At 56.3% G+C, this 18,640-nt stretch carries 18 protein-coding genes; 6 read left to right on the forward strand and 12 right to left on the reverse strand.

All coding sequences use genetic code 11. The features are described from left to right. Window positions 1-52 precede the first annotated feature (52 nt). Window positions 53-871 carry a polyphosphate kinase 2 gene (ppk2, locus tag M1D91_RS11930; RefSeq protein ID WP_437433906.1) on the forward strand — a complete coding sequence of 273 codons (819 nt, stop codon included), beginning with the start codon at window positions 53-55 and terminating at the stop codon, window positions 869-871. Window positions 872-936: 65 nt separating this feature from the next. Here the strand turns inward: ppk2 and fdnI are convergent, their stop codons facing one another. The 3 genes from fdnI to fdnG are packed head-to-tail and all read right to left on the reverse strand — an operon-like array spanning window position 937 to window position 5,526. After that, the gene (gene fdnI / locus M1D91_RS11935) at window positions 937-1,590 is read right to left on the reverse strand and encodes a formate dehydrogenase-N subunit gamma (protein ID WP_437433905.1); all 654 of its coding nucleotides are present in this window, start codon (window positions 1,588-1,590) and stop codon (window positions 937-939) included. Then, on the reverse strand, window positions 1,583-2,467 hold the full coding sequence (fdxH, locus tag M1D91_RS11940) for a formate dehydrogenase subunit beta (RefSeq protein WP_437433904.1): 885 nt from the start codon (window positions 2,465-2,467) through the stop codon (window positions 1,583-1,585). The genes fdnI and fdxH overlap by 8 nt, the downstream gene beginning before the upstream one ends. Window positions 2,468-2,478: 11 nt before the next feature. After that, complete coding sequence (gene fdnG, locus M1D91_RS11945; protein ID WP_437433903.1) at window positions 2,479-5,526, reverse strand: formate dehydrogenase-N subunit alpha; 3,048 nt, start codon at window positions 5,524-5,526, stop codon at window positions 2,479-2,481. 226 nt (window positions 5,527-5,752) lie between these two features. Here fdnG and parS point away from each other — a divergent pair, with 226 nt between their 5' ends. Together parS and M1D91_RS11955 are read left to right on the forward strand one after the other, a co-directional pair. After that, window positions 5,753-6,199 carry a type II RES/Xre toxin-antitoxin system antitoxin gene (gene parS / locus M1D91_RS11950; RefSeq protein ID WP_437433902.1) on the forward strand — a complete coding sequence of 149 codons (447 nt, stop codon included), beginning with the start codon at window positions 5,753-5,755 and terminating at the stop codon, window positions 6,197-6,199. Continuing rightward, on the forward strand, window positions 6,199-6,675 hold the full coding sequence (locus M1D91_RS11955) for an RES family NAD+ phosphorylase (RefSeq protein WP_437433901.1): 477 nt from the start codon (window positions 6,199-6,201) through the stop codon (window positions 6,673-6,675). Before parS ends, M1D91_RS11955 begins: the two co-directional genes overlap by 1 nt. Here M1D91_RS11955 and M1D91_RS11960 read toward each other — a convergent pair. Continuing rightward, window positions 6,659-8,161, reverse strand: a complete 1,503-nt coding sequence (locus tag M1D91_RS11960; RefSeq protein WP_437433900.1) for a SmvA family efflux MFS transporter — start codon at window positions 8,159-8,161, stop codon at window positions 6,659-6,661. The two genes, M1D91_RS11955 and M1D91_RS11960, sit on opposite strands and share 17 nt — an antisense overlap. A 118-nt stretch (window positions 8,162-8,279) precedes the next feature. Between M1D91_RS11960 and M1D91_RS11965 the strand changes: the two genes are divergently transcribed. Continuing rightward, window positions 8,280-8,870 (forward strand): TetR family transcriptional regulator, encoded by a 591-nt coding sequence (locus M1D91_RS11965; RefSeq protein ID WP_437433899.1) that lies wholly within the window; start codon window positions 8,280-8,282, stop codon window positions 8,868-8,870. Here M1D91_RS11965 and M1D91_RS11970 read toward each other — a convergent pair. The 4 genes from M1D91_RS11970 to M1D91_RS11985 all read right to left on the reverse strand — a co-directional run bounded on the left by M1D91_RS11970 (window position 8,852) and on the right by M1D91_RS11985 (window position 13,134). Next, window positions 8,852-9,694: an arylamine N-acetyltransferase gene (locus M1D91_RS11970; protein ID WP_437433898.1), complete on the reverse strand. Its 843-nt coding sequence runs from the start codon at window positions 9,692-9,694 to the stop codon at window positions 8,852-8,854. The genes M1D91_RS11965 and M1D91_RS11970 overlap by 19 nt on opposite strands. Before the next feature lie 75 nt (window positions 9,695-9,769). Beyond that, the gene (locus M1D91_RS11975; protein WP_437433897.1) at window positions 9,770-11,425 is read right to left on the reverse strand and encodes an ABC transporter permease; all 1,656 of its coding nucleotides are present in this window, start codon (window positions 11,423-11,425) and stop codon (window positions 9,770-9,772) included. A gap of 42 nt (window positions 11,426-11,467) precedes the next feature. Then, window positions 11,468-12,436 carry an ABC transporter substrate-binding protein gene (locus M1D91_RS11980; protein WP_437433896.1) on the reverse strand — a complete coding sequence of 323 codons (969 nt, stop codon included), beginning with the start codon at window positions 12,434-12,436 and terminating at the stop codon, window positions 11,468-11,470. After that, window positions 12,433-13,134 carry an ABC transporter ATP-binding protein gene (locus M1D91_RS11985; RefSeq protein ID WP_437433895.1) on the reverse strand — a complete coding sequence of 234 codons (702 nt, stop codon included), beginning with the start codon at window positions 13,132-13,134 and terminating at the stop codon, window positions 12,433-12,435. Before M1D91_RS11985 ends, M1D91_RS11980 begins: the two co-directional genes overlap by 4 nt. Before the next feature lie 244 nt (window positions 13,135-13,378). Here M1D91_RS11985 and M1D91_RS11990 point away from each other — a divergent pair, with 244 nt between their 5' ends. Beyond that, window positions 13,379-15,172, forward strand: coding sequence for a GGDEF domain-containing protein (locus tag M1D91_RS11990; RefSeq protein WP_437433894.1), 1,794 nt, complete (start codon window positions 13,379-13,381; stop codon window positions 15,170-15,172). A gap of 43 nt (window positions 15,173-15,215) precedes the next feature. Beyond that, a complete protein-coding gene (locus tag M1D91_RS11995) occupies window positions 15,216-15,788 on the forward strand; it encodes a flavin reductase family protein (protein WP_437433893.1) in 573 nt (190 codons plus the stop codon). A 103-nt stretch (window positions 15,789-15,891) separates the two neighbouring features. Here the strand turns inward: M1D91_RS11995 and pptA are convergent, their stop codons facing one another. The 4 genes from pptA to M1D91_RS12015 are packed head-to-tail and all read right to left on the reverse strand — an operon-like array spanning window position 15,892 to window position 18,371. Next, entirely contained in the window at window positions 15,892-16,122 is a 231-nt protein-coding gene (gene pptA, locus M1D91_RS12000; RefSeq protein ID WP_437433892.1) for a tautomerase PptA, read from the reverse strand. A gap of 55 nt (window positions 16,123-16,177) precedes the next feature. Continuing rightward, a complete protein-coding gene (locus tag M1D91_RS12005) occupies window positions 16,178-16,795 on the reverse strand; it encodes a glutathione S-transferase family protein (RefSeq protein ID WP_437433891.1) in 618 nt (205 codons plus the stop codon). A gap of 25 nt (window positions 16,796-16,820) precedes the next feature. After that, entirely contained in the window at window positions 16,821-17,354 is a 534-nt protein-coding gene (locus M1D91_RS12010) for a P-loop NTPase family protein (RefSeq protein WP_437433890.1), read from the reverse strand. 3 nt (window positions 17,355-17,357) lie between these two features. Further along, a complete protein-coding gene (locus M1D91_RS12015; RefSeq protein ID WP_437433889.1) occupies window positions 17,358-18,371 on the reverse strand; it encodes a LacI family DNA-binding transcriptional regulator in 1,014 nt (337 codons plus the stop codon). Window positions 18,372-18,640 lie beyond the last annotated feature (269 nt).

Genomic DNA, 18,640 nt, shown 5'->3' on the forward strand with positions numbered 1-18,640 from the left:
GGCTTACACTGATTAAGACCTGTCATTGTTAATCAGCGAAAGGAAGTACGTCATGGGAAATAAGAAAAAGATCAACACCCTTCCGGCGGCGCCGGCGGCTCCGGCGCTTAAAAATAAAGCCTATGAGAAAGAGCTTCGTCATCAGCATGAGGAGCTGGTGAAACTCCAGCAATGGGTGGTGGCAAAGGGTCTGAAAGTCTGCATCGTGTTTGAGGGACGCGATGGCGCCGGTAAAGGCGGCACCATTAAAGCTATCACCGAGCGCGTCAGTCCACGGGTTTTTCGGGTGGTGGCACTGCCGGCACCGACCGAGCGTGAGAAAAGCCAGCTCTACCTTCAGCGCTATGTCCCCTACCTGCCCGCTGCCGGAGAAATCGTGATTTTCGATCGCAGCTGGTATAACCGCGCGGGCGTTGAGCGGGTAATGGGGTTTTGTACTCCTGAGCAAGTCGACAAATTTCTCGAAAGTGCGCCAATGATGGAGCGCACCATAGTCGAGTCCGGCATTATTTTGCTCAAATACTGGCTGGAAGTCTCGCCACAGGAGCAGGAGCGCCGCCTGCGCGATCGCATCAACGACGGGCGTAAAATCTGGAAACTGTCGCCGATGGATATCAAATCGTTCGATCGCTGGGATGACTACACCGTCGCCCGTGATGCGATGTTCGCAGCAACCGATACTTCCTGGGCCCCCTGGTTTGTTGCCCGGTCGGAAGACAAAAAACGCGTGCGGCTGAATATCATTACTCACCTGCTCTCTCAGGTTCCTTACGAGGCGCTGCCCGCCGATGCGGTTGACCTGCCGAAACGTAAAATAGGCAAAGCCAAACCCAGCAATTATCCCTTCCGAATTATTCCGGAACCGTTCTGACGCCACCGCGATGTTCGCGCGCGTCGCCCCGCTCCAGGGAACGCCCCGGAGCGGAGAAGAGATGCTTATTTGATGCCCTCGGCACTCTCTTTTTTCGCTTCCATGCGCTCAACGTCACGATACCAGCGCGGGTGGTGTTTCTGTGCCCAGCGGCGGCTCACCTTCCCTTCGATCATCCCCTTTATCGACCCTTTTACCCAGAACGCCATATACATATGGATAAGAATGGCGTGGATGAGAATGATAGCCGAGGTCGCGTGAATCAGCAGGCTGTAGCGAATGACCTGAATCGGGAAATAGTGGGCAAACCAGGGACGCCAGATAATAATGCCCGTCACCAGCAGCACGAACATCATGCTCATGATGGTCCAGAACATCATCTTTTGCCCCGCGTTATATTTGCCGACTTTTGCGACCTTATGCTCGTTCCCTTTCAGCACTTCAACAATGCCTTTCACCCACGGAATATCCTGCCTGTCCGGGATGTTGTGGTGTACGAAGCGCACGAACATAAACATCAGCAGCACGAAAACCAGCACGCCGAAGAATGGATGCAGAATGCGCCCCATCTGCGGCGTCCCAAAGGTTTCCGTCAGCCACTGCAGGGTCGGAAAGAAGAATGAAATTCCCGATACCGCCACCAGGAAAAAGCAGATAACTACCGTCCAGTGACAGGCGCGGTCGATAAACTTCGTGCGCACAATCCATGATTTACTCATGATGCTCCTCCTCGTCATCATCCACCTCTTTGTTCGGCCCGATACCGATGTAGTGATAAATCAGCCCGGCAAAGGTGGCGATAAAGCCCATTGCGGAGAGCGGCTTGAGTGCCCCTTTCCACAGACTAATCGAGGTGTCGATCGCCGGATCTTTCGGCAGGTTATGGTACAGCTCCGGCTGGTCGTTATGGTGAAGCACATACATGACGTGCGTTCCCCCCACGCCCTGCGGGTTATACACGCCTGCGTTTTCGTAGCCGCGCGCTTTTAGCTTATCCACACGCTGCTGCGCCACCTCCAGCATCTCGGTTTTAGTACCGAAGTGGATGGCCCCGGTCGGGCAGGTCTTCACACAGGCAGGCTCCTGCCCGACGCTGACGCGATCCACACACAGAGTGCATTTATAGACCCGGTTATCCTCTTTACTGAGGCGCGGGACGTTAAATGGACAGCCCGCGATGCAGTAGCCGCAGCCAATGCAGTTATCCTGCTGGAAATCCACGATGCCGTTGGCGTACTGTATAATCGCCCCGGCAGACGGACAGGCCTTAAGGCAGCCCGGATCTTCACAGTGCATACAGCCATCTTTGCGGATTAACCACTCCAGCTTGCCATTCTGGTCGGTTTCGCTAAAACGCATCACCGTCCAGGATTTGGCGCTCAGATCGGCCGGGTTGTCGTAAACCCCGACGCAGTGACCCACCTCATCACGGATGTCGTTCCACTCCGAACAGGCCACCTGGCAGGCTTTACAGCCCACGCAGGAGGAGACATCGATAAGCTTGGCGACTTCTGCCTTGTAATCCCGCGCACGAGGCGCGGGCGTCAGCGCGTTTGTCGCGGAGCGTTTAATAATGTCCTGTGTTTCCATCGCCATTTATTCGCTCCTTACGCTTTCTCGATGTTCACTAAGAACGCTTTGTACTCCGGCGTTTGCGAGTTGGCATCCCCGACGTTAGGCGTCAGGGTGTTGGCGATATAGCCCTTCTGCGCCACCCCTTCAAAGCCCCAGTGCAGCGGAATACCGACGGTTTCCACCTGCTGCCCATGCACGTTCAGGCTCTGCAGACGGCGGGTCACCACTGCCACCGCGCGAATAAAGCCGCGCTTGCTGCTCACCGTCACGCGATCGCCATTGGCAATCCCCTTCGCTTTCGCCAGCGTTTCACTGATCTCCACAAACTGTTCCGGCTGCGCGATGGCGTTTAGCCGCGCATGTTTGGTCCAGGTGTGGAAATGCTCGGTCAGGCGGTAGGTGGTCCCCACGTACGGGAACTTGTCCTTCTTGCCTAAACGCAGCACGTCGTCTTCGTAGATACGCACCACCGGGCTTGAGACCACGTTCGGGTGCAGCGGGTTGGTGCCAAGCGGCGTTTCCATCGGCTCGTAGTGTTCCGGGAACGGCCCTTCCGCCAGCTTGTCGAGGGCAAACAGACGCCCCAGCCCTTCCGGCTGCATGATGAACGGCCCGGTTTTGCTGCCCGGTGCGGCGGTGTTGAAGTCCGGGATATCATTTCCCGCCCACTTCGATCCGTTCCACGCGATCAGCATCCGTTTGGGATCCCACGGCTTGCCGTTGATGTCCGCCGACGCACGGTTGTACAGCACCCGGCGGTTAAGCGGCCACGCCCATGCCCAGCCCAGCGTATTGCCAAGGCCTGACGGGTCGGCATTGTCGCGGTTAGCCATCTGGTTACCCTGCTCGGTCCAGCTGCCAGCATAAATCCAGCACGAGGAGGCCGTGGTGCCGTCATCACGCAGCAGCGCAAAGCTGTTCAGCAGCTGGCCTTTCTTCGCCAGCAGGGTGCCGTTGGCGTCATAGAGATCCGCCAGCGCCACGCCGTTGTTCTCTTTGGCCACTTCCTCTGACTCAGGATGGTCCGGCTGCTTATAGTGCCAGCTCATCTTCAACAGCGGCTCGACCCCTTTCCCCCCTTGTGTGCGGTACATTTCACGCAGGCGATGGTAAATGCCCGCGAGAATTTCGCCGTCGTTACGCGCTTCACCCGGTGCATCCTGGCCCTTCCAGTGCCACTGCAGCCAGCGCCCGGAGTTGGCAATAGAGCCGTCCTCTTCCGCAAAGCAGGTGGACGGCAGACGGAACACTTCGGTCTGAATCGAGGTCGGATCGACGTCGTTGGATTCCCCGTGGTTCTGCCAGAAGGTCGAGGTTTCGGTCACCAGCGGATCGATAATAACCATGTACTTCAGCTGACTCAGGCTGCGCACCACTTTGTTTTTATCCGGGAACGACGCAACAGGGTTAAAGCCCTGGCAGATATACCCCGTCACGTGGCCCTTATCCATCATGTTGAAATACTTGATGACGTCATACGACTGATCCCACTTCGGCAACCATTCAAAGCCCCAGTCATTCTCCTTTTGCGCTGCATCGCCGTAGAAGGATTTCATCAGACTGACGGCAAACTTCGGATAGTTACTCCAGTAGTTCACCTGGTCCGGCAGCGTGGCTTTTGGCGTATTCGCCGTAATCCAGCTCTGGAAATCGGACTGTTTTTCTGATGGCAGCGTCAGATAACCCGGCAGGCTGGTGGAGAGCAGGCCAAGATCGGTTAACCCCTGAATGTTGGAGTGACCGCGTAGCGCGTTCACGCCGCCGCCCGCCATACCCATGTTACCGAGCAGCAGCTGGATCATCGCCATGGTGCGGATGTTCTGCGCACCCACGGTGTGTTGCGTCCAGCCCAGCGCATACAGGAAGGTGGTGGTCCTGTCTGCGGCACTGGTCGAGGCCAGCACTTCGCACACTTTCAGAAAATCCGCTTTCGGCGTACCGCAGATATTCTCCACCACGTCAGGGGTATAGCGCGAGACGTGCTGTTTCAGCAGGTTCCATACGCAGCGCGGGTCGGTGAAGGTTTCATCGCGTTTCGCGTAGCCGTCTTCGTCGAACTGATAGTTCCAGGATGACTTATCGTACTGGCGTTTTTCGGCGTCATAGCCGCTGAACAGGCCGTCTTCGAAGGCAAAATCGTCCCGTACCAGCAGACTGGCATTGGTATAGTGTTTAACGTATTCAGCGTTGATTTTGTTGTTTTCAATAAGGTACAGCAGCACGCCGGAGAGGAACGTAATGTCCGTACCGGAGCGGATCGGCGCATAGATATCGGCCACCGACGCCGTACGCGTAAAGCGCGGATCGACGACGATGAGTGTCGCATCGTTGTTGTTTTTTGCCTCCATCGCCCAGCGGAAACCCACCGGATGGGCTTCAGCGGCGTTACCGCCCATCACCATCACGACGTTAGCGTTTTTGATATCAACCCAGTGGTTGGTCATCGCACCGCGACCAAATGTTGGAGCAAGACTTGCTACCGTTGGTCCGTGTCAGACGCGTGCCTGGTTGTCTACCGCCAGCATGCCGAGAGAGCGCACAAACTTTTGCGTCAGCATGCCGGTTTCATTGCTGGCCGCCGAGGCACAAAGCATCCCGGTGGAGAGCCAGCGGTTGACCGTGACGCCCTGCGCGTTCTTTTCAATAAAGTTGGCGTCGCGGTCGGCTTTCATTAATTTTGCAATGCGGGAGAAGGCCTCATCCCAGGTGATACGCTGCCATTTGTCAGAACCTGGCGCACGGTATTCGGGGTAGCGCAGACGGTTTTCGCTGTGAACGTAATCCAGCAGGCCTGCCCCTTTCGGGCACAGCGCCCCACGGCTTACCGGATGATCCGGATCCCCTTCAATATGGTAGATAGCTTCTCTGGCGTTCTTCGCACCATCGCCCAGGCTGTACATGAATAACCCACAACCTACGGAACAGTAGGTGCAGGTGTTTCGAATTTCTTTTGCGCGAAGTAATTTGTAATTACGCGCCTGAGCCAGCGCCATTTTTGGCGCAAAACCCAGTGCGGCGACCGTGGTGCCGGCCATACCTCCCGCGCAGATTTTAAAAAATTGTCTGCGACTGACGTCCATTGCTTTCCTCATTGTTTTCAGGCAACTTCGCGCAGAAAACTAACAGCAATATCCCTGCTTAATTTGCGGCAAATCAAAATCGCAGTGGACCAACTTCTTAATAGTCTTTTTCATCGCATTTCCCTACCTCTTTTGAGGTGGAAATCCGGGCGTGTCGATGGCGATGATTGCGCCACCTGTTCATTTGAACTAAAATAATTTTCAAATGAACAACAGGAGCGCTTCCATGCAACTCTATACACCTTCTGGTCGGGCTATTCCGCATGACCTGCTCAGTATGCTGGGCCTCCCCGCAACGGCTATCGCCGCGCATGACAGCATCAGCGTGGGTCTGGATGCAGGTGTAGTCCGTGACATTGCCGGTGCTGTGGCGCTGGACGAAGTCACCCTCTGCAGAATGGCGGGCATTGATCGTAATACCTACAATCGCCGCCTGAACAGTGCTGAAAAACGCTTTTCTCCGGAACAAAGCGCCAGGGTCTATACCCTCGCCAGAGTCATCAGTGCCGCCCGGGAACTCTTTAATGGCGACAGTGAAAGAATGGCAACCTGGTTAAACAAACCGGCAAAAGGGTTAGGCGGAAAAAAACCGGCGGAGCTGCTCTCCACCCCTGCTGGTGCGGAAGCGGTGCTGGCACTGATTGGCCGTATTGAACACGGTGTTATCGGGTAATGGAGAACATCACCTTCTGGCGGCTGGTGAAAGACAAATATGCCACAACCGCCTTTGATGGCTATGGCGCACGCACCTTTGGCGGGCGCTGGAATTCGCCGGGACAGGATTGCGTCTATCTTGGTTCCTCGAAAGCGCTTTGTGTCCTTGAAACGCTGGTGCATCTGGAAATCGAAGATATCGCCCTGGGTTACTGCTTTTTGACCATCAATGTGCCGCGCACCCTGGTGGCGACGCTCGATCTGGATGCCCTGCCCGCCGACTGGCAATCCGACCCTGCCCCTGTATCAACGCAACATATCGGCGATGACTGGCTGGCCTCCAGCAAAAATGGTCTGGTACTGCGCGTTCCAAGCACGATTACGGGTGAGTGGAACGCGTTATTCAACCCGGCACACCCGCAGGCGGCGAAGGTGCTTAAAAGCCTGCAGGCAGAACCTTTTACGCTCGATCCCAGGCTCAGTCGGCCGTGCTAACGTTTTTACCGATCCCCGCCAGGCTGAACCAGACCGTTATCGCGACCAGCATCAGTAGTGCTCCAGCCGTACCCAGCGCCACACTGTGGGAGGAGATAAATGCCGTTTTCGCCGCAGAAATCACCGCCTCTCCCAGCGGCACTGGCAGATCCGACGCCAGCTGGAATGCCTCGCCAACAGATGATGACGCCTGCCCGGCCTGTTGTTCGCTCAGGCCGTCTGGCAGCATAATGGACGACGAAAAGCTGCGGGTCAGAATCAGGCCAAACAGTGCAATACCCAGCCCTGCGCCCAGTTCATAACCCATAGTTTCAATGGCTCCGGCGGCGGCGGCTTTCTCTTTCGGGGCCGCGGCCATAATCGCCGCAGTGGACGAAAGCAAGGCGCTGGCGGCACTGAATCCCAACAGCGCCATCAGAATCCAGGCCTGAGTTTGTTGCGTCGAAAAGTCGGTGACAGAGAGCCCGAGAAAGCTGACGCCGCTTAATGTCATCCCCCCTGCAGCCACCTGACGCAAACCCAGACGGGAGACCAGCATACCGGCGATGGGACCGCTAAAACCACTTGCTACCATGACGGGCAACATAAACAAACCGGCAGCAAAGGGGGTAAACCCATGCACGAACTGCAACTCCTGGGCCATTAACAGCTCAAACCCCACCAGCGCAACCATTGCGGCTAACGCCATCGCGACGCCGGAGAGGATAACCCGGTGGGTAAACAAGCGCAGGTCAATCATCGGCACCGTGGCGGCAAGCTGCAGGCGTACAAAGGCCAGTAATAACACTGCGCCCGTCAGAAATACCGCCGCCACGCCCCAGGTGGCAACACTTCCTTTGAGCGCTGTTTTTGCACTCCACACCAGCATAAGGATGGCGGCGATTAGCATTAAAGCCTGCATCAGGTGCAGAGGTTGTTGTGCACTTCCCCGCTCTGTCGGCACAAAACGCGCGGTCAGCGCCATCACCAGCAAAACGAGAGGCACGTTCACCAGAAAAACAGCACCCCAGTGAAAATGCGCCAGTAACCAGCCACCGATCAGCGGGCCGAAGGCCGCACCGCCGGAACCCACCGCAGCCCAGACCCCCAACGCCATATTCCGGTGCTCTTCCCTGGAGAAGGTGGTGCGGATCCCGGCAAGGGTAGCAGGAACAATCATCGCTGCTCCCACCGCCAGCAGCGCCCGTGAAGCAATAAGTTGTTCTGCGCTGGCCGAGAAGGCCGCCAGAAGTGATGCCACGCCAAACAGCCCACTGCCCAACAGCAGCAGGCGTTTGAAACCAATACGGTCGCCCAGTGCTCCCATTGGCAGCACCATACCCGCCATGACCAGAGAATAGATATCGATAATCCATAGCAACTCGTTTCCACTGGTTGCAAGCTCCGCGCTTAAGGTGGGCGACGCCACATGCAGCACCGTGGCATCAATCGCCACCGGAATGTAGACCAGCACAATAATGACCAGCGTTAACCACTGACGAAACATAACACCCTCTTTTCAGTATCAATGTTGGACCGATGTCCAGAATCACGATCCTACGGAATGTTGAACGACTGTCCAGCTTTTTGTTAAACTTCGTTCAATCAACATTTAAGGAGGTCAGATGGCTTATCTGCATCGGGATGAACGGCGGGAGCACATTGTGCAGGCGGCAATGCGTGTCGCGCTCGCCGAAGGGTTCAGCGGTATGACGGTACGCCGCATTGCGGCAGAAGCGGGCGTGGCGACAGGCCAGGTACACCATCACTTCTCCTCCGCCGGGGAGTTAAAATCACAGGCGTTTATTCGCGTTATCGCTGAACTGCTTGAGGCGGATGTGGTGCCCCCCTCCGCCAGCTGGCGGGCACGGTTACATTCGATGCTGGGCAGTAATGAAGGGGGTTTTGACCCCTATATCCATCTCTGGCGGGAAGCGCAGCTTTTGCTAAATAAAGAGCCCGACCTGAAAGGCGCTTATGCACTGACGATGGAGATGTGGCACCGGAAGGTGGTGGATATTCTGCACGCGGGGGCAGAGACGGACGAATTTACGCTTACGGATACAGCAGACAATATCGCCTGGCGCTTGATAGCCCTCGTCTGTGGACTGGACGGCATCTATGTGCTGGGCATGTCAGATGTCGATGATGCAGCGTTCGATCGACATCTGGATGCCATGATCACCCGGGAGCTGTTTTACGCCCCTTCCCCATGAAGATTAAAACGTGACATTGTCACCTCAAGATCATCCACGCTGAAGCCGTACCGCGGATCGTCCGTTCCCAGCCCAAAACGCTGCTGCAGCAAGGCATGCAGCGCTTTCGCATCCGGCGCAACATACTCTTCTGTCACATGGCCGTTCTGCCAGGCGGTGAAGTGATAGTTTGTCAGCGTCAGTTTTACGCCGTCAGGCAGATGGCGGCACATCAGCAGGTGATGCCGAAAATGCGACTGTGGCCAGTGTGCCGAATGGAAGTTACCCATCACAAAATCCGACTGATACTGCTCTACCATCTCAAGCCGGTACATCGACTGCCATTTTTCATGATGGCGGAACTGTAAAAGCCAGTCAGGGCCGTCCTGCTGTAAGCGATAAAGTCCGTGCGGCGTCGGCTGCTCGATGTCGGCGATCAGACGCACCGGTGCGGTCAGCGTCTGCCCGCCAAAGCCAACATCCGCCAGCCAGTGTTCGTCCCCCAGCGTCACCAGCACCACGCGATGGGTGCGCGGCGGCATATGCGCAGGATTAGACATCACCACCCGGCCAAGCAGGCTACGGACCGTAAAACCGATTTCACGCAGCACACGCTCGAAGAGTCCGTTCTGCTCGAAACAGTAGCCACCACGGCGGGCCACCACCAGTTTGTTAAAAATGGCCTCATCGGTCAGTTCAATTTCCCTCGGCAGCACCACGTCCACATTTTCAAAAGGGATCGCCCCGTTGTGATGTAAATGCAATGACCGCAGCGTCTCGATGTTAACGGCGGCTTGTTCTGTAAAGTTAATACGGGCGAAATAGGCGTCCAGAAAAGGGGTCATGACCAGCTCCTGCAATTGATGTCCTTCTGTTATAACGCATTTTTTCCGCCCGACAGGCGATTTTGTGCTCTGCATTTATCGTTGTGTGCCACGCTGCATAATGGCCAACGCGGTCAGCATGAGCACCAGACCGGTTATCAGTGTCAGCGTTGCCATTGCCATGCCCTGCCCGACCGAACCTTGCTCAAACTGTCGCCAGATAAAGACGGCCACAGTCTGCGTACCGGCAGGCGCCAGCAACAGCGAGGTGACCAGCTCGCGCGAGGCGATAGCAAACACCATCAACATGGCGGCTAACAAGGCCGGAAATACGAGCGGAAGCACGATAAAACGCAGTGACTGAAAGGCGCTGGCGCCGTGCACGCGCGCCGCCGGTTCAAGGTTCCCCCCCAACTGACGTAAGGCACTGCCGACATAGCGCACCGGCCAGGGCAACAGCAGGCAGCAATAGGAGAGCAGTAAAATAGCCCAGGTGTTATAGGGGGAGACGGGCCAGAAGGTGCGGTTCCACAACAGAATCAGCCCCACGCCCACCACAATTCCCGGCAGTGCGGCAGGCATTAATGAGAGCGCATCAATAATGCGGCGACCTTTAATCTGCTGGACCACGACCAGCCAGGCTGCAAGCAGCCCGACAAACCCGGTAATCAGCGCCGAACCCAAGGCCAGCGACAGGCTGGTACCCAGTGCCGTTAAGGCATCTCCCTGCTGGGCAAAGAGCGCGCTGTAATGCGCCGTGGTGGCATTGGCCAGCGATAAACCACCCGATAAGGTAGACATAATTCCCGTCACCGCCATTGACAGCCCTGGCACCACGACCGCAAGAAAACCAACCAGCGCCATCGCCAGCACCACGGGAACGGCTGCCATACCCAGCGTCGCGCCGCTATTTTCGGTGGGTTTACCCGTCACACTGGTGACGTCTTTACCGCCAGTCAGCTTACCCTGCAACCACCAGGCGCTGAGGGCGATTGCAATCAGAACGAGCGACAGCACAGAGGCACCCGGCAGATCAATCGGCCAGTCCGCCAGCCGTTTTTCAATGCCGACGGTGAGCATTACCACCCCGGCGCGTGTGCCAAGTGCAGCTGGAACGCCGTACTCTTCAATCGCCAGGGTAAAGGCCAGCAGCATGCCTGCCGCCAGCGACGGCGACAGCATCGGCAGGGTCACATGAATAAACGCCCGCCACGGTGTGGCTCCATGCACCCTGGCGACCAGCGCCAGCCGTTGCCCGCTGGCAAGCAGGCTGCGGGAGACGGCGAAGTAGACGACCGGGAAAATGTTCAGCGTCATCACCAGCACGATTCCGCTTTTACTAAAGAGGAGCGCATTAAGATCGAAGCCGAGCAACTGGGCCAGATAACCATTGGTTTGCAGCACCAGCATCCAGGAGAGCGCGGCGATGTAGGGCGGCGTCAAAAACGGAATAAGGAACAGCAGATCCCAGAGTTTAGGGCATGGCACATTAAACAGACCACGCGCCACGCCAAGCGGCAGACCGAGACAGGCGCTGAGCAATGCCACACCGGCGGCGATTTGTAGCGTGCCGGCAAACATTGCCGGGAGCTGAGGCTCAGTAAACAGCGGCATGATGCCGGTAAACGCCCCTTCCAGCGATCCGGCGCTGAAGTGGGGAAACACGGCCTGCAGAATAATAAAGAAAAGTGGTAATGCGACCAGTATCACCAGAATGGCGACGGTCGCCACAGAGAGAAATCGTTGATTCACAGCGGCTATCCAAAAGACGGGGTTGCCCCCGTCTGCTGATGATTACTGAGCGAAGAGTGTATTGAAACGCTTGAGGACGTCGGCACGCTCACTGGTGCCATCGCTTCGGGTCGGCAGCACGTTCAGCTCCGTGAACAGCGGACGTTTGGCCTGCACATCGGTGCGGGCCGGCATCAGCCAGGCATCCGCAACCATTTTCTGCCCTTCAGGCGACAGCACATAATCAACAAACGCTTTAGCATCGGCTTCATGCTGCGTGGTTTTCAGGATCATCATCGGACGCGGCGCAATGACGGTGCCGCTGGCCGGGAAGATAACCTTGAGGGATTCACCCTGTTCAATGTTGCCATAGGTCACGTAGTCCACCGCGCCAAAGACAGCGGCTTTCGCCCCCTGCATTACTGGCGTAACGGCCTGGGCGTTCGGGCCGCTGACCACCATGCCATTTTTCTTCAGCGCCTCAAACAACGCCCAGGCCTGGTCGCCCATACCGTTTTGCAGACCTATCAGCAGATCAAGGGAAGCGCCAGAAAGCGCCGGATCCGGCGTGGTCACTTTGTCTTTAAACGCAGGTGTGGTCAGATCCTTCCACTCTTTCGGTTCAGGCGTGCCGCTTTTAGTATTCCAGACGATGCCAAGCGCAGAGATACCCTGCGCCACATAATCGGCGCTTTTCAGCGTATCCGGCACATTACCAGCGTTAGCGCTCTGGTACGGCAGCAACCAGCCGCGGTTGTGGAGATCTTCTGCGGTATCCCACGAAGCAGAAATAAGGATATCGGCCTGCGGATTAGCCTGCTCGGCCTCCAGTCGAGCCATCACTTTTCCGGTAGTGGCCTGAAAGATATCCACTTTCACGCCGGTTTTCTTCTCAAAACCACTGGCAAGGCCTTTTGCCAGCGAACCCGGCCCTGCGGTGTAAACGGTAAGCGCATGTGCGCTGGACATCATGACAGACGATAACACCATGGCTAACGCAACTCCTTTCTTCACGGACAGTCTGGCTTTCATGCAATTTCCCCTGAGGATGATGTAACAGTACGAATAGCGTCTACCCGTCCGGCAGACAAATGAACAATTCGGTCGGCGAGTATCTCGGCTTCACGACGATCGTGGGTGACATAGACGGCGGTGATGACGAGCTGGCGAAGCAGTGTGGCCATTTCACGGCACAACGATTCACGCAGTTCGCTGTCGAGATTGGAAAGCGGTTCGTCAAACAGCAACACCCGCGGTTCAGCGACAATCGCCCTGGCAAGCGCCACACGCTGCTGCTGCCCACCGGAGAGACCGGAAGGTTTGCGTGTGGCAAATGCATCAAGGCCGACGCGTGCTAACGCTGCGGCAACACGGATTTCACGTTCAGCCCGTGGCACATTGCGCATTTTGAGCGGGAAGGCGACGTTATCTTCCACCGTCATATGCGGCCAGAGGGCATAGTCCTGAAAGACCATGCCAATGTTGCGTAACTCCGGCGGCATCGCCCACCCCGCTTTCGCCACCAGGCGTGAGCCAAACGAAATGGTGCCGTCCGCGGGGTGAGTTAACCCGGCAAGCAGACGCAACAGGGTGCTTTTGCCACAGCCTGAGGGGCCGAGCAGCGCCACGATGGTGCCTGCGGGAATCTGAAGATCGATCTGATTGAGAACCGTGTGCGTACCAAACGCATACGACACGCCGTCGAGGCGGATTTCAGTGAACGCGTCCATTAGCGCCCTCCCGGAATGAGAAAGCGAATGACACCCGTGGTCTGCAACCGACGGGGCGCGTCCACCTGCACATAAGTCAGGGGAGAAAACATATTGTTATCCTCTTTGGGATTTGATGCCGCTGACTATAGGCAGGATATGTGACGAATAAATTACGTTTATGTTGCGGCTTGATTTATAAAGAAGAGTGGTAAACGATTAGAGGATCCCTCACCCATTTCCCTTAATGAAAAAAGGTGATTATGTGCGTATCGCAACAATCACAAATTTTGCGTACATCTCCACGGTCATACTGACACTTGCCTCCGGTGCGGCCCTCTTTACCGCTTCCAGTGCAGAACGGGCGGAGCGCGAGGCGATTGCCCATAGCCGGGTTTCTGACACCCTGATCGACGAACTGGAAAAAGATGCCTACGCCCTGACCGACCTGGCGCGGGAAGCTGTAGTAAGACGCCAGCCGGCGCAGATTGAGGCCTGGCGACAGCAGCTGGATACTGATATCAAGCTTGAGGATCGCCTGGTACGCCTGCGTGACCACAATGCCACTACGGAGGAGATTCTGATTCTGCGCGATGGCATTAAAGTGCTCAGAGAGCTTGAAGATGAACAGCAGCAGGCGGTTGCCGCCGTGGAGGCTGGTGACGTTAATAAAGGCATTGATCTTCTGTTTGGTCAGTCTTACGAGGATGAACTTGACCAGGCGGAATACCGCTTTGCCCATTTTCGCAGCCTCTCTGACCAGCGAACCGATGCCGTTATTGCTGAAGCCACCGCCTTCTCGCAGCGCCTGCGCACCCTCTCAGAGGTCATGGTCGGCATCACGGCACTGCTCTTTTTGTTTGTCCTGGGATTTATTATCAAGCACCGTATTCTGCGCCCGGTGGTTACGCTCAGCGATGTGGTAAACCGCCTCGCAACCCAGGACTATGCGGTGGAGACGCCAGTGCTTGCGCAGGTGGACGAAATTGGTGATATGGCGCAGGCCATCCATATTTTTCGTGAAAATGGCCTCGCCCGGCAGCGGCTGGAGCAGGAGCGTGATGCTGAATGGGCGTCACGTACTTTGCTTGCGCGAATGACCCAGCGTTTGCAGGGGTGTGACTCCTACAGTGCGATTATTCGTGTGGTGAGCCGTTTCGCCCCTCAGATCATTGCGGATATGGGGGGACGCCTCTATATCCTTGATTCACGTACCGGTCGAATGAAGTCAGCTGCACGCTGGCTGTTACCACCGGGTGAAGACAGCTCCTTTACCCCGGATGCCTGCTGGGCGCTGAAGCGTGGTCAGTTGCACTGCCCATCCCGCGACTCGGTGGATATGCCATGCGAACACATAGCGCCAGAAGTTGCCGCCCGTGCCATCTGCATTCCGCTCATTGCCCAGAACAAAACCATCGGCCTCTTGACCTTCGACCAGTCCGATCAACAGAAAGAACCACCTTATGCCTACCTGGAACTGATGGCAGAAACGCTGGCACTGGCGCTGGCAAACCAGAGTCTGCGCGATACCCTGACCGAAAAGGCAGCACATGATCCGCTCACCGGTCTGCGTAATCGACTGAACCTGGAAGAGACGCTGCGCGCAATGGTGGACCAGGCAATGAACACCAACAGTTGCCTGAGCTGCCTGATGCTGGATATCGATTATTTCAAAAAACTCAATGACAGCCACGGGCATGAGGCGGGTGACAAAGTGCTGCGTGAAATTGCGCAGGTGCTGGTAGAGACAGTGGCTGACCGTGGGACGGCCTTCCGCTATGGCGGCGAAGAGTTCCTGATTATGCTGCCGGACACGACTGAATCTGACGCGCGCAAACTGGCAGAGCAGCTGCTGCGCAATGTCCAGTCACACCATATTCTTTATGAATCACGGGATATCGGCCCGGTATCGGTTTCCATCGGTCTGGCCACCTGGCCTCAGCATGCGCGGGCGACTAATCTGATTCGCGCAGCCGACGTTGCTTTGTATCTGGCAAAAGAGCGCGGGCGGGGACAGATAGTGATTGCCCGCGCAGGCCAGACGAATGTAGCGCCGTAAGGCCTGAATTTACCTGCCATCATGATGACATCAAGGAGCCATTATGAATGCTTTTCGTCCGGTTTCATTGAATCACGCAAGCCGCCTGTTAAACCACGGGCCAACGGTGCTTATCACCAGCCGCGATGAAAGTATCGACAGGCGCAATATCATGGCTGCCGCCTGGTCGATGCCCGTTGAATTCTCCCCTGCGCGTATTGCCATCGTGGTGGATAAAAGCACATGGTCCCGCGAGCTGATTGAACGCAGCGGGATGTTCGGCATCGTTGTATCGGGTGTGGCTGCCACCAACTGGGCATGGGCGGTTGGGAGCGTGAGCGGGCGTGAAGAGGATAAGTTCAACTGCTACGGCATACCGGTGATTGCAGGCCCGGTGCTGGGTCTCCCGGTCGTTGAGGAAAAATGCCTTGCCTGGCTGGAGTGCCGCCTGTTGCCTCCGACCGCTGCGCTGGAAAAATATGACACCCTGTTTGGTGAGGTGGTCTCTGCGGCTGCAGATGAGCGCGCATTTGTGAATGGTCACTGGCAGTTTGATGAGGGTCAGCTCAATACGATCCATCATCTGGGAGGCGGCAATTTTGTCACCAGCGGGAGAGCGATTAAAGCGCCGGAGTAATCTCTTTCCCCTCACCCGGAAAATACGTGCGCGGGGTTGCCTTTCTCGCTCCCCTTTTATGGAGAGGTTCAGGGTGAGAGGCAACGCCCTCCCCCTGCGCCAGTTACATCTCGTAACCCGGCTTTTTAATCAGCGTAGACAGATGCGGGGCAATTTCGGTGTCCCAGACTTCACTTTTCCATGCGTCAGGCTCGACCTGATTCAGGGCAATGCTGATGGAACTGTCTTTACTGCCGAGATGGCGGGCAATGGCCTCCGCTATGTCTGATGCCAGCGCACTTTTTTGCTCATCATTCAGGTCACGGGGAAAACATTGGATATCAATATGCGGCATGGTGTGCTCCTTGTAATAGGATGTTCAACCTACCACAGGCAAAAAATGTCAGTTATCAAATAATGTCGTTTTCACGCAGAACCTTATTCAGCTTCGGCACTGCACACACGGCATCGGCGACGGTGGTGATATGCGGTGTGTTCTCGTGAAACCAGCGGTGTCGGGGTCCCCAGGTACGCATTACGCAAAGATAAATATCCAGCAACGTTAATTGCTCACCAAAAGCATAAGGTGTGGCTTTGAGCTGCTGATCCAGCCAGAGATATAACCGTTTGCGGTGATGAACAACCTGTTCGCGCAACTGCTCAGGCGCCTGTGAAACGAAACGCTCAGGGTAATCCGCGTAGGTGAAGGTGGGATAGATATTGGCGACCAGCCAGATGAGCAAACGCCAGAACTGCTGGCGTTCCGGCGTGCCTTGCGGTGGCGCGAGCTCCGGTCGGATATCGAGAATCATTAGCGCGATAGCCGCTGATTCGGTCATAACGCTGCCATCGTCAAGTTGCAGCGTTGGCACCTGGCAAAGCGGGTTAAGACTGAGCAACCTGTTCTGCATGGGACCGGGTTTATCAAACCCTTCTACGTTCTCGAAATGATATGGAATCTCTGCCAGGGTCAGCATCAGTTCAGCAATAGCAGACCCCCAGCCGGGTGCGCCATAGACGGTGATCATAAGACCTCCTCGCTTGCGAATAAAGCTACAGTTTAGTCAAACTGGCAAGGAAGGCGTCGGCCTCATGGTCATTCGTGATGCGCACAAAACGCAGATGCTGATAGCGCGGATCCGCCATATCGGCGGCGTAGCGGATGCGATTCTTACGCCAGGTTTTGAGCGTCCAGATGATGATAGAGTCGCGAGTCAGAAAAGCGCGGCGAAAACTTTCGCGGTTTCCCGTGCCCGCCCAGAGTTCGTTCTTATGCCAGGCACGTTTGATGGCACGCCAGACACACTGGCGCAGCGTGCGCCAGAAACCATAATCCACCCAGACGATGACGTCGACGTCCCGCCATTTAATGTCACGGGTGCGATTGTAGTTGCCGTCGAGTACCCAGCCGGGACTGTCCAGCGCCGCCACCAGCAGTGCATTCATCTCCGCGTCGGTGCGTCCCTGCCAGTCGGAGAGCCAGTAAAGGCTGTCCATTTCTATCCAGGGTACATTAAGCAGCGTTGCCAGACGACGCGATAATGTCGACTTCCCACTGCCGCTGGTGCCGATAACGTTGATTTTCATGATTCAGGCTGACTCGCGTTCAACTAAATGAAAACCGATGTCTACCACCCCATCCTGCGGCGATATCCCTTCGATCCGGTCGGCAAGGAGGGTTGCAGCACGGTATCCGATGGCCTGCCGGTCAACGCTGATAGTGGTAATCGAAGGCCAGGTGTCGGCAGCAAAATCCAGATCGCCAAAGCCAATCACCGCCAGATCGTCCGGCACCTTCAGACCACGTGACTGGGCTTCAACGATGGCTCCCTGCGCCAGGGTGTCTGAACTGCAGACGATGACATCATATTCTCCCGCCTTAAGCAGATCGCTGAGCCCCTGGCGACCCGAGACAAAACGGGCCGGTAAGGCGACATCAACAGCAGGCGGATTCATCACGCCATTACGCGCCAGCGCATCGGTCAACCCACTGCGACGAAGGGCGGCACGGTTATCCACCGTCCAGAGTAAACCCGGCCGACGATAGCCTTTACGCAACAGATACTCTGCCGTGGCCTCCCCCACTTTTTCATGAGAAAAACCCACCAGCATATCCAGTGGCGTGGGGGTTAGATCCCAGATCTCCACCACCGGCACGCTGGCATTCAGGATAACGCGCTTAAGCTCGGTAGAGTGGTGAATACCCGTCAGCACAATGCCGTCGGGGCGGCGGGATAAAAGTGTCGCCACCAGCTCCGCTTCGTTTTCCTGCGTATACCCGGCAACGCATAGCAGCATATGGTAACCACGCTCAGCCAGTTCATCGCTGATGGTTTGTATGGTATCGACGAACATGCTGTTGTTGATTTGCGGCACCACGACGGCAATCAGTTTGCTTCGACGCGAGGCCAGCCCGCCCGCCAGCGCATTGGGGATGTAGCCCGTTGCTTTTACTGCAGCGAGCACCTTCTCTACGGTTTTTGGACGAACCAGTTGGGGCGTGTTCAGCGCGCGGCTGACGGTCATCGAAGACAAACCCGCCGAGCGGGCGACATCTTCAAGCGTCGGCGCGCGCGGAGGGGTGGGACGAGAGGGTTTCGACATGATTGCTCACTGCGGCATTTTTTTGTGAGCGGAATTATAAGCGATTTGTCAGATTTATTCGCGGGCTAACTGCCTGCGGCGAAACCTTCATAATCAGCGTGTTAACTCACCAGCCCCAGGATTTTTGTTAACGCTATCATTTTTATTATCGCATGGGGCTTTGTCATTAAAAAGTGTGGACTGGTTCAGCCTTTAAAAGAAAGCGAGCTATTTTATTGTGATCTACTGTACATTTTGACGGCAAATCAGTAGCGGCCAGGACATGGCTA

The organism is Enterobacter sp. SA197 (assembly GCF_054131575.1).

Excerpts from the sequence above, each read along its gene's own strand:
- ppk2 (WP_437433906.1), top strand. The coding sequence starts at position 53 with ATGGGAAATAAGAAAAAGATCAACACCCTTCCGGCGGCGCCGGCGGCT.
- fdnI (WP_437433905.1), bottom strand. The coding sequence starts at position 1,590 with ATGAGTAAATCATGGATTGTGCGCACGAAGTTTATCGACCGCGCCTGT.
- fdxH (WP_437433904.1), bottom strand. The coding sequence starts at position 2,467 with ATGGCGATGGAAACACAGGACATTATTAAACGCTCCGCGACAAACGCG.
- parS (WP_437433902.1), top strand. The coding sequence starts at position 5,753 with ATGCAACTCTATACACCTTCTGGTCGGGCTATTCCGCATGACCTGCTC.
- M1D91_RS11955 (WP_437433901.1), top strand. The coding sequence starts at position 6,199 with ATGGAGAACATCACCTTCTGGCGGCTGGTGAAAGACAAATATGCCACA.
- M1D91_RS11960 (WP_437433900.1), bottom strand. The coding sequence starts at position 8,161 with ATGTTTCGTCAGTGGTTAACGCTGGTCATTATTGTGCTGGTCTACATT.
- M1D91_RS11965 (WP_437433899.1), top strand. The coding sequence starts at position 8,280 with ATGGCTTATCTGCATCGGGATGAACGGCGGGAGCACATTGTGCAGGCG.
- M1D91_RS11970 (WP_437433898.1), bottom strand. The coding sequence starts at position 9,694 with ATGACCCCTTTTCTGGACGCCTATTTCGCCCGTATTAACTTTACAGAA.
- M1D91_RS11980 (WP_437433896.1), bottom strand. The coding sequence starts at position 12,436 with ATGAAAGCCAGACTGTCCGTGAAGAAAGGAGTTGCGTTAGCCATGGTG.
- M1D91_RS11985 (WP_437433895.1), bottom strand. The coding sequence starts at position 13,134 with ATGGACGCGTTCACTGAAATCCGCCTCGACGGCGTGTCGTATGCGTTT.
- M1D91_RS11995 (WP_437433893.1), top strand. The coding sequence starts at position 15,216 with ATGAATGCTTTTCGTCCGGTTTCATTGAATCACGCAAGCCGCCTGTTA.
- pptA (WP_437433892.1), bottom strand. The coding sequence starts at position 16,122 with ATGCCGCATATTGATATCCAATGTTTTCCCCGTGACCTGAATGATGAG.
- M1D91_RS12005 (WP_437433891.1), bottom strand. The coding sequence starts at position 16,795 with ATGATCACCGTCTATGGCGCACCCGGCTGGGGGTCTGCTATTGCTGAA.
- M1D91_RS12010 (WP_437433890.1), bottom strand. The coding sequence starts at position 17,354 with ATGAAAATCAACGTTATCGGCACCAGCGGCAGTGGGAAGTCGACATTA.
- M1D91_RS12015 (WP_437433889.1), bottom strand. The coding sequence starts at position 18,371 with ATGTCGAAACCCTCTCGTCCCACCCCTCCGCGCGCGCCGACGCTTGAA.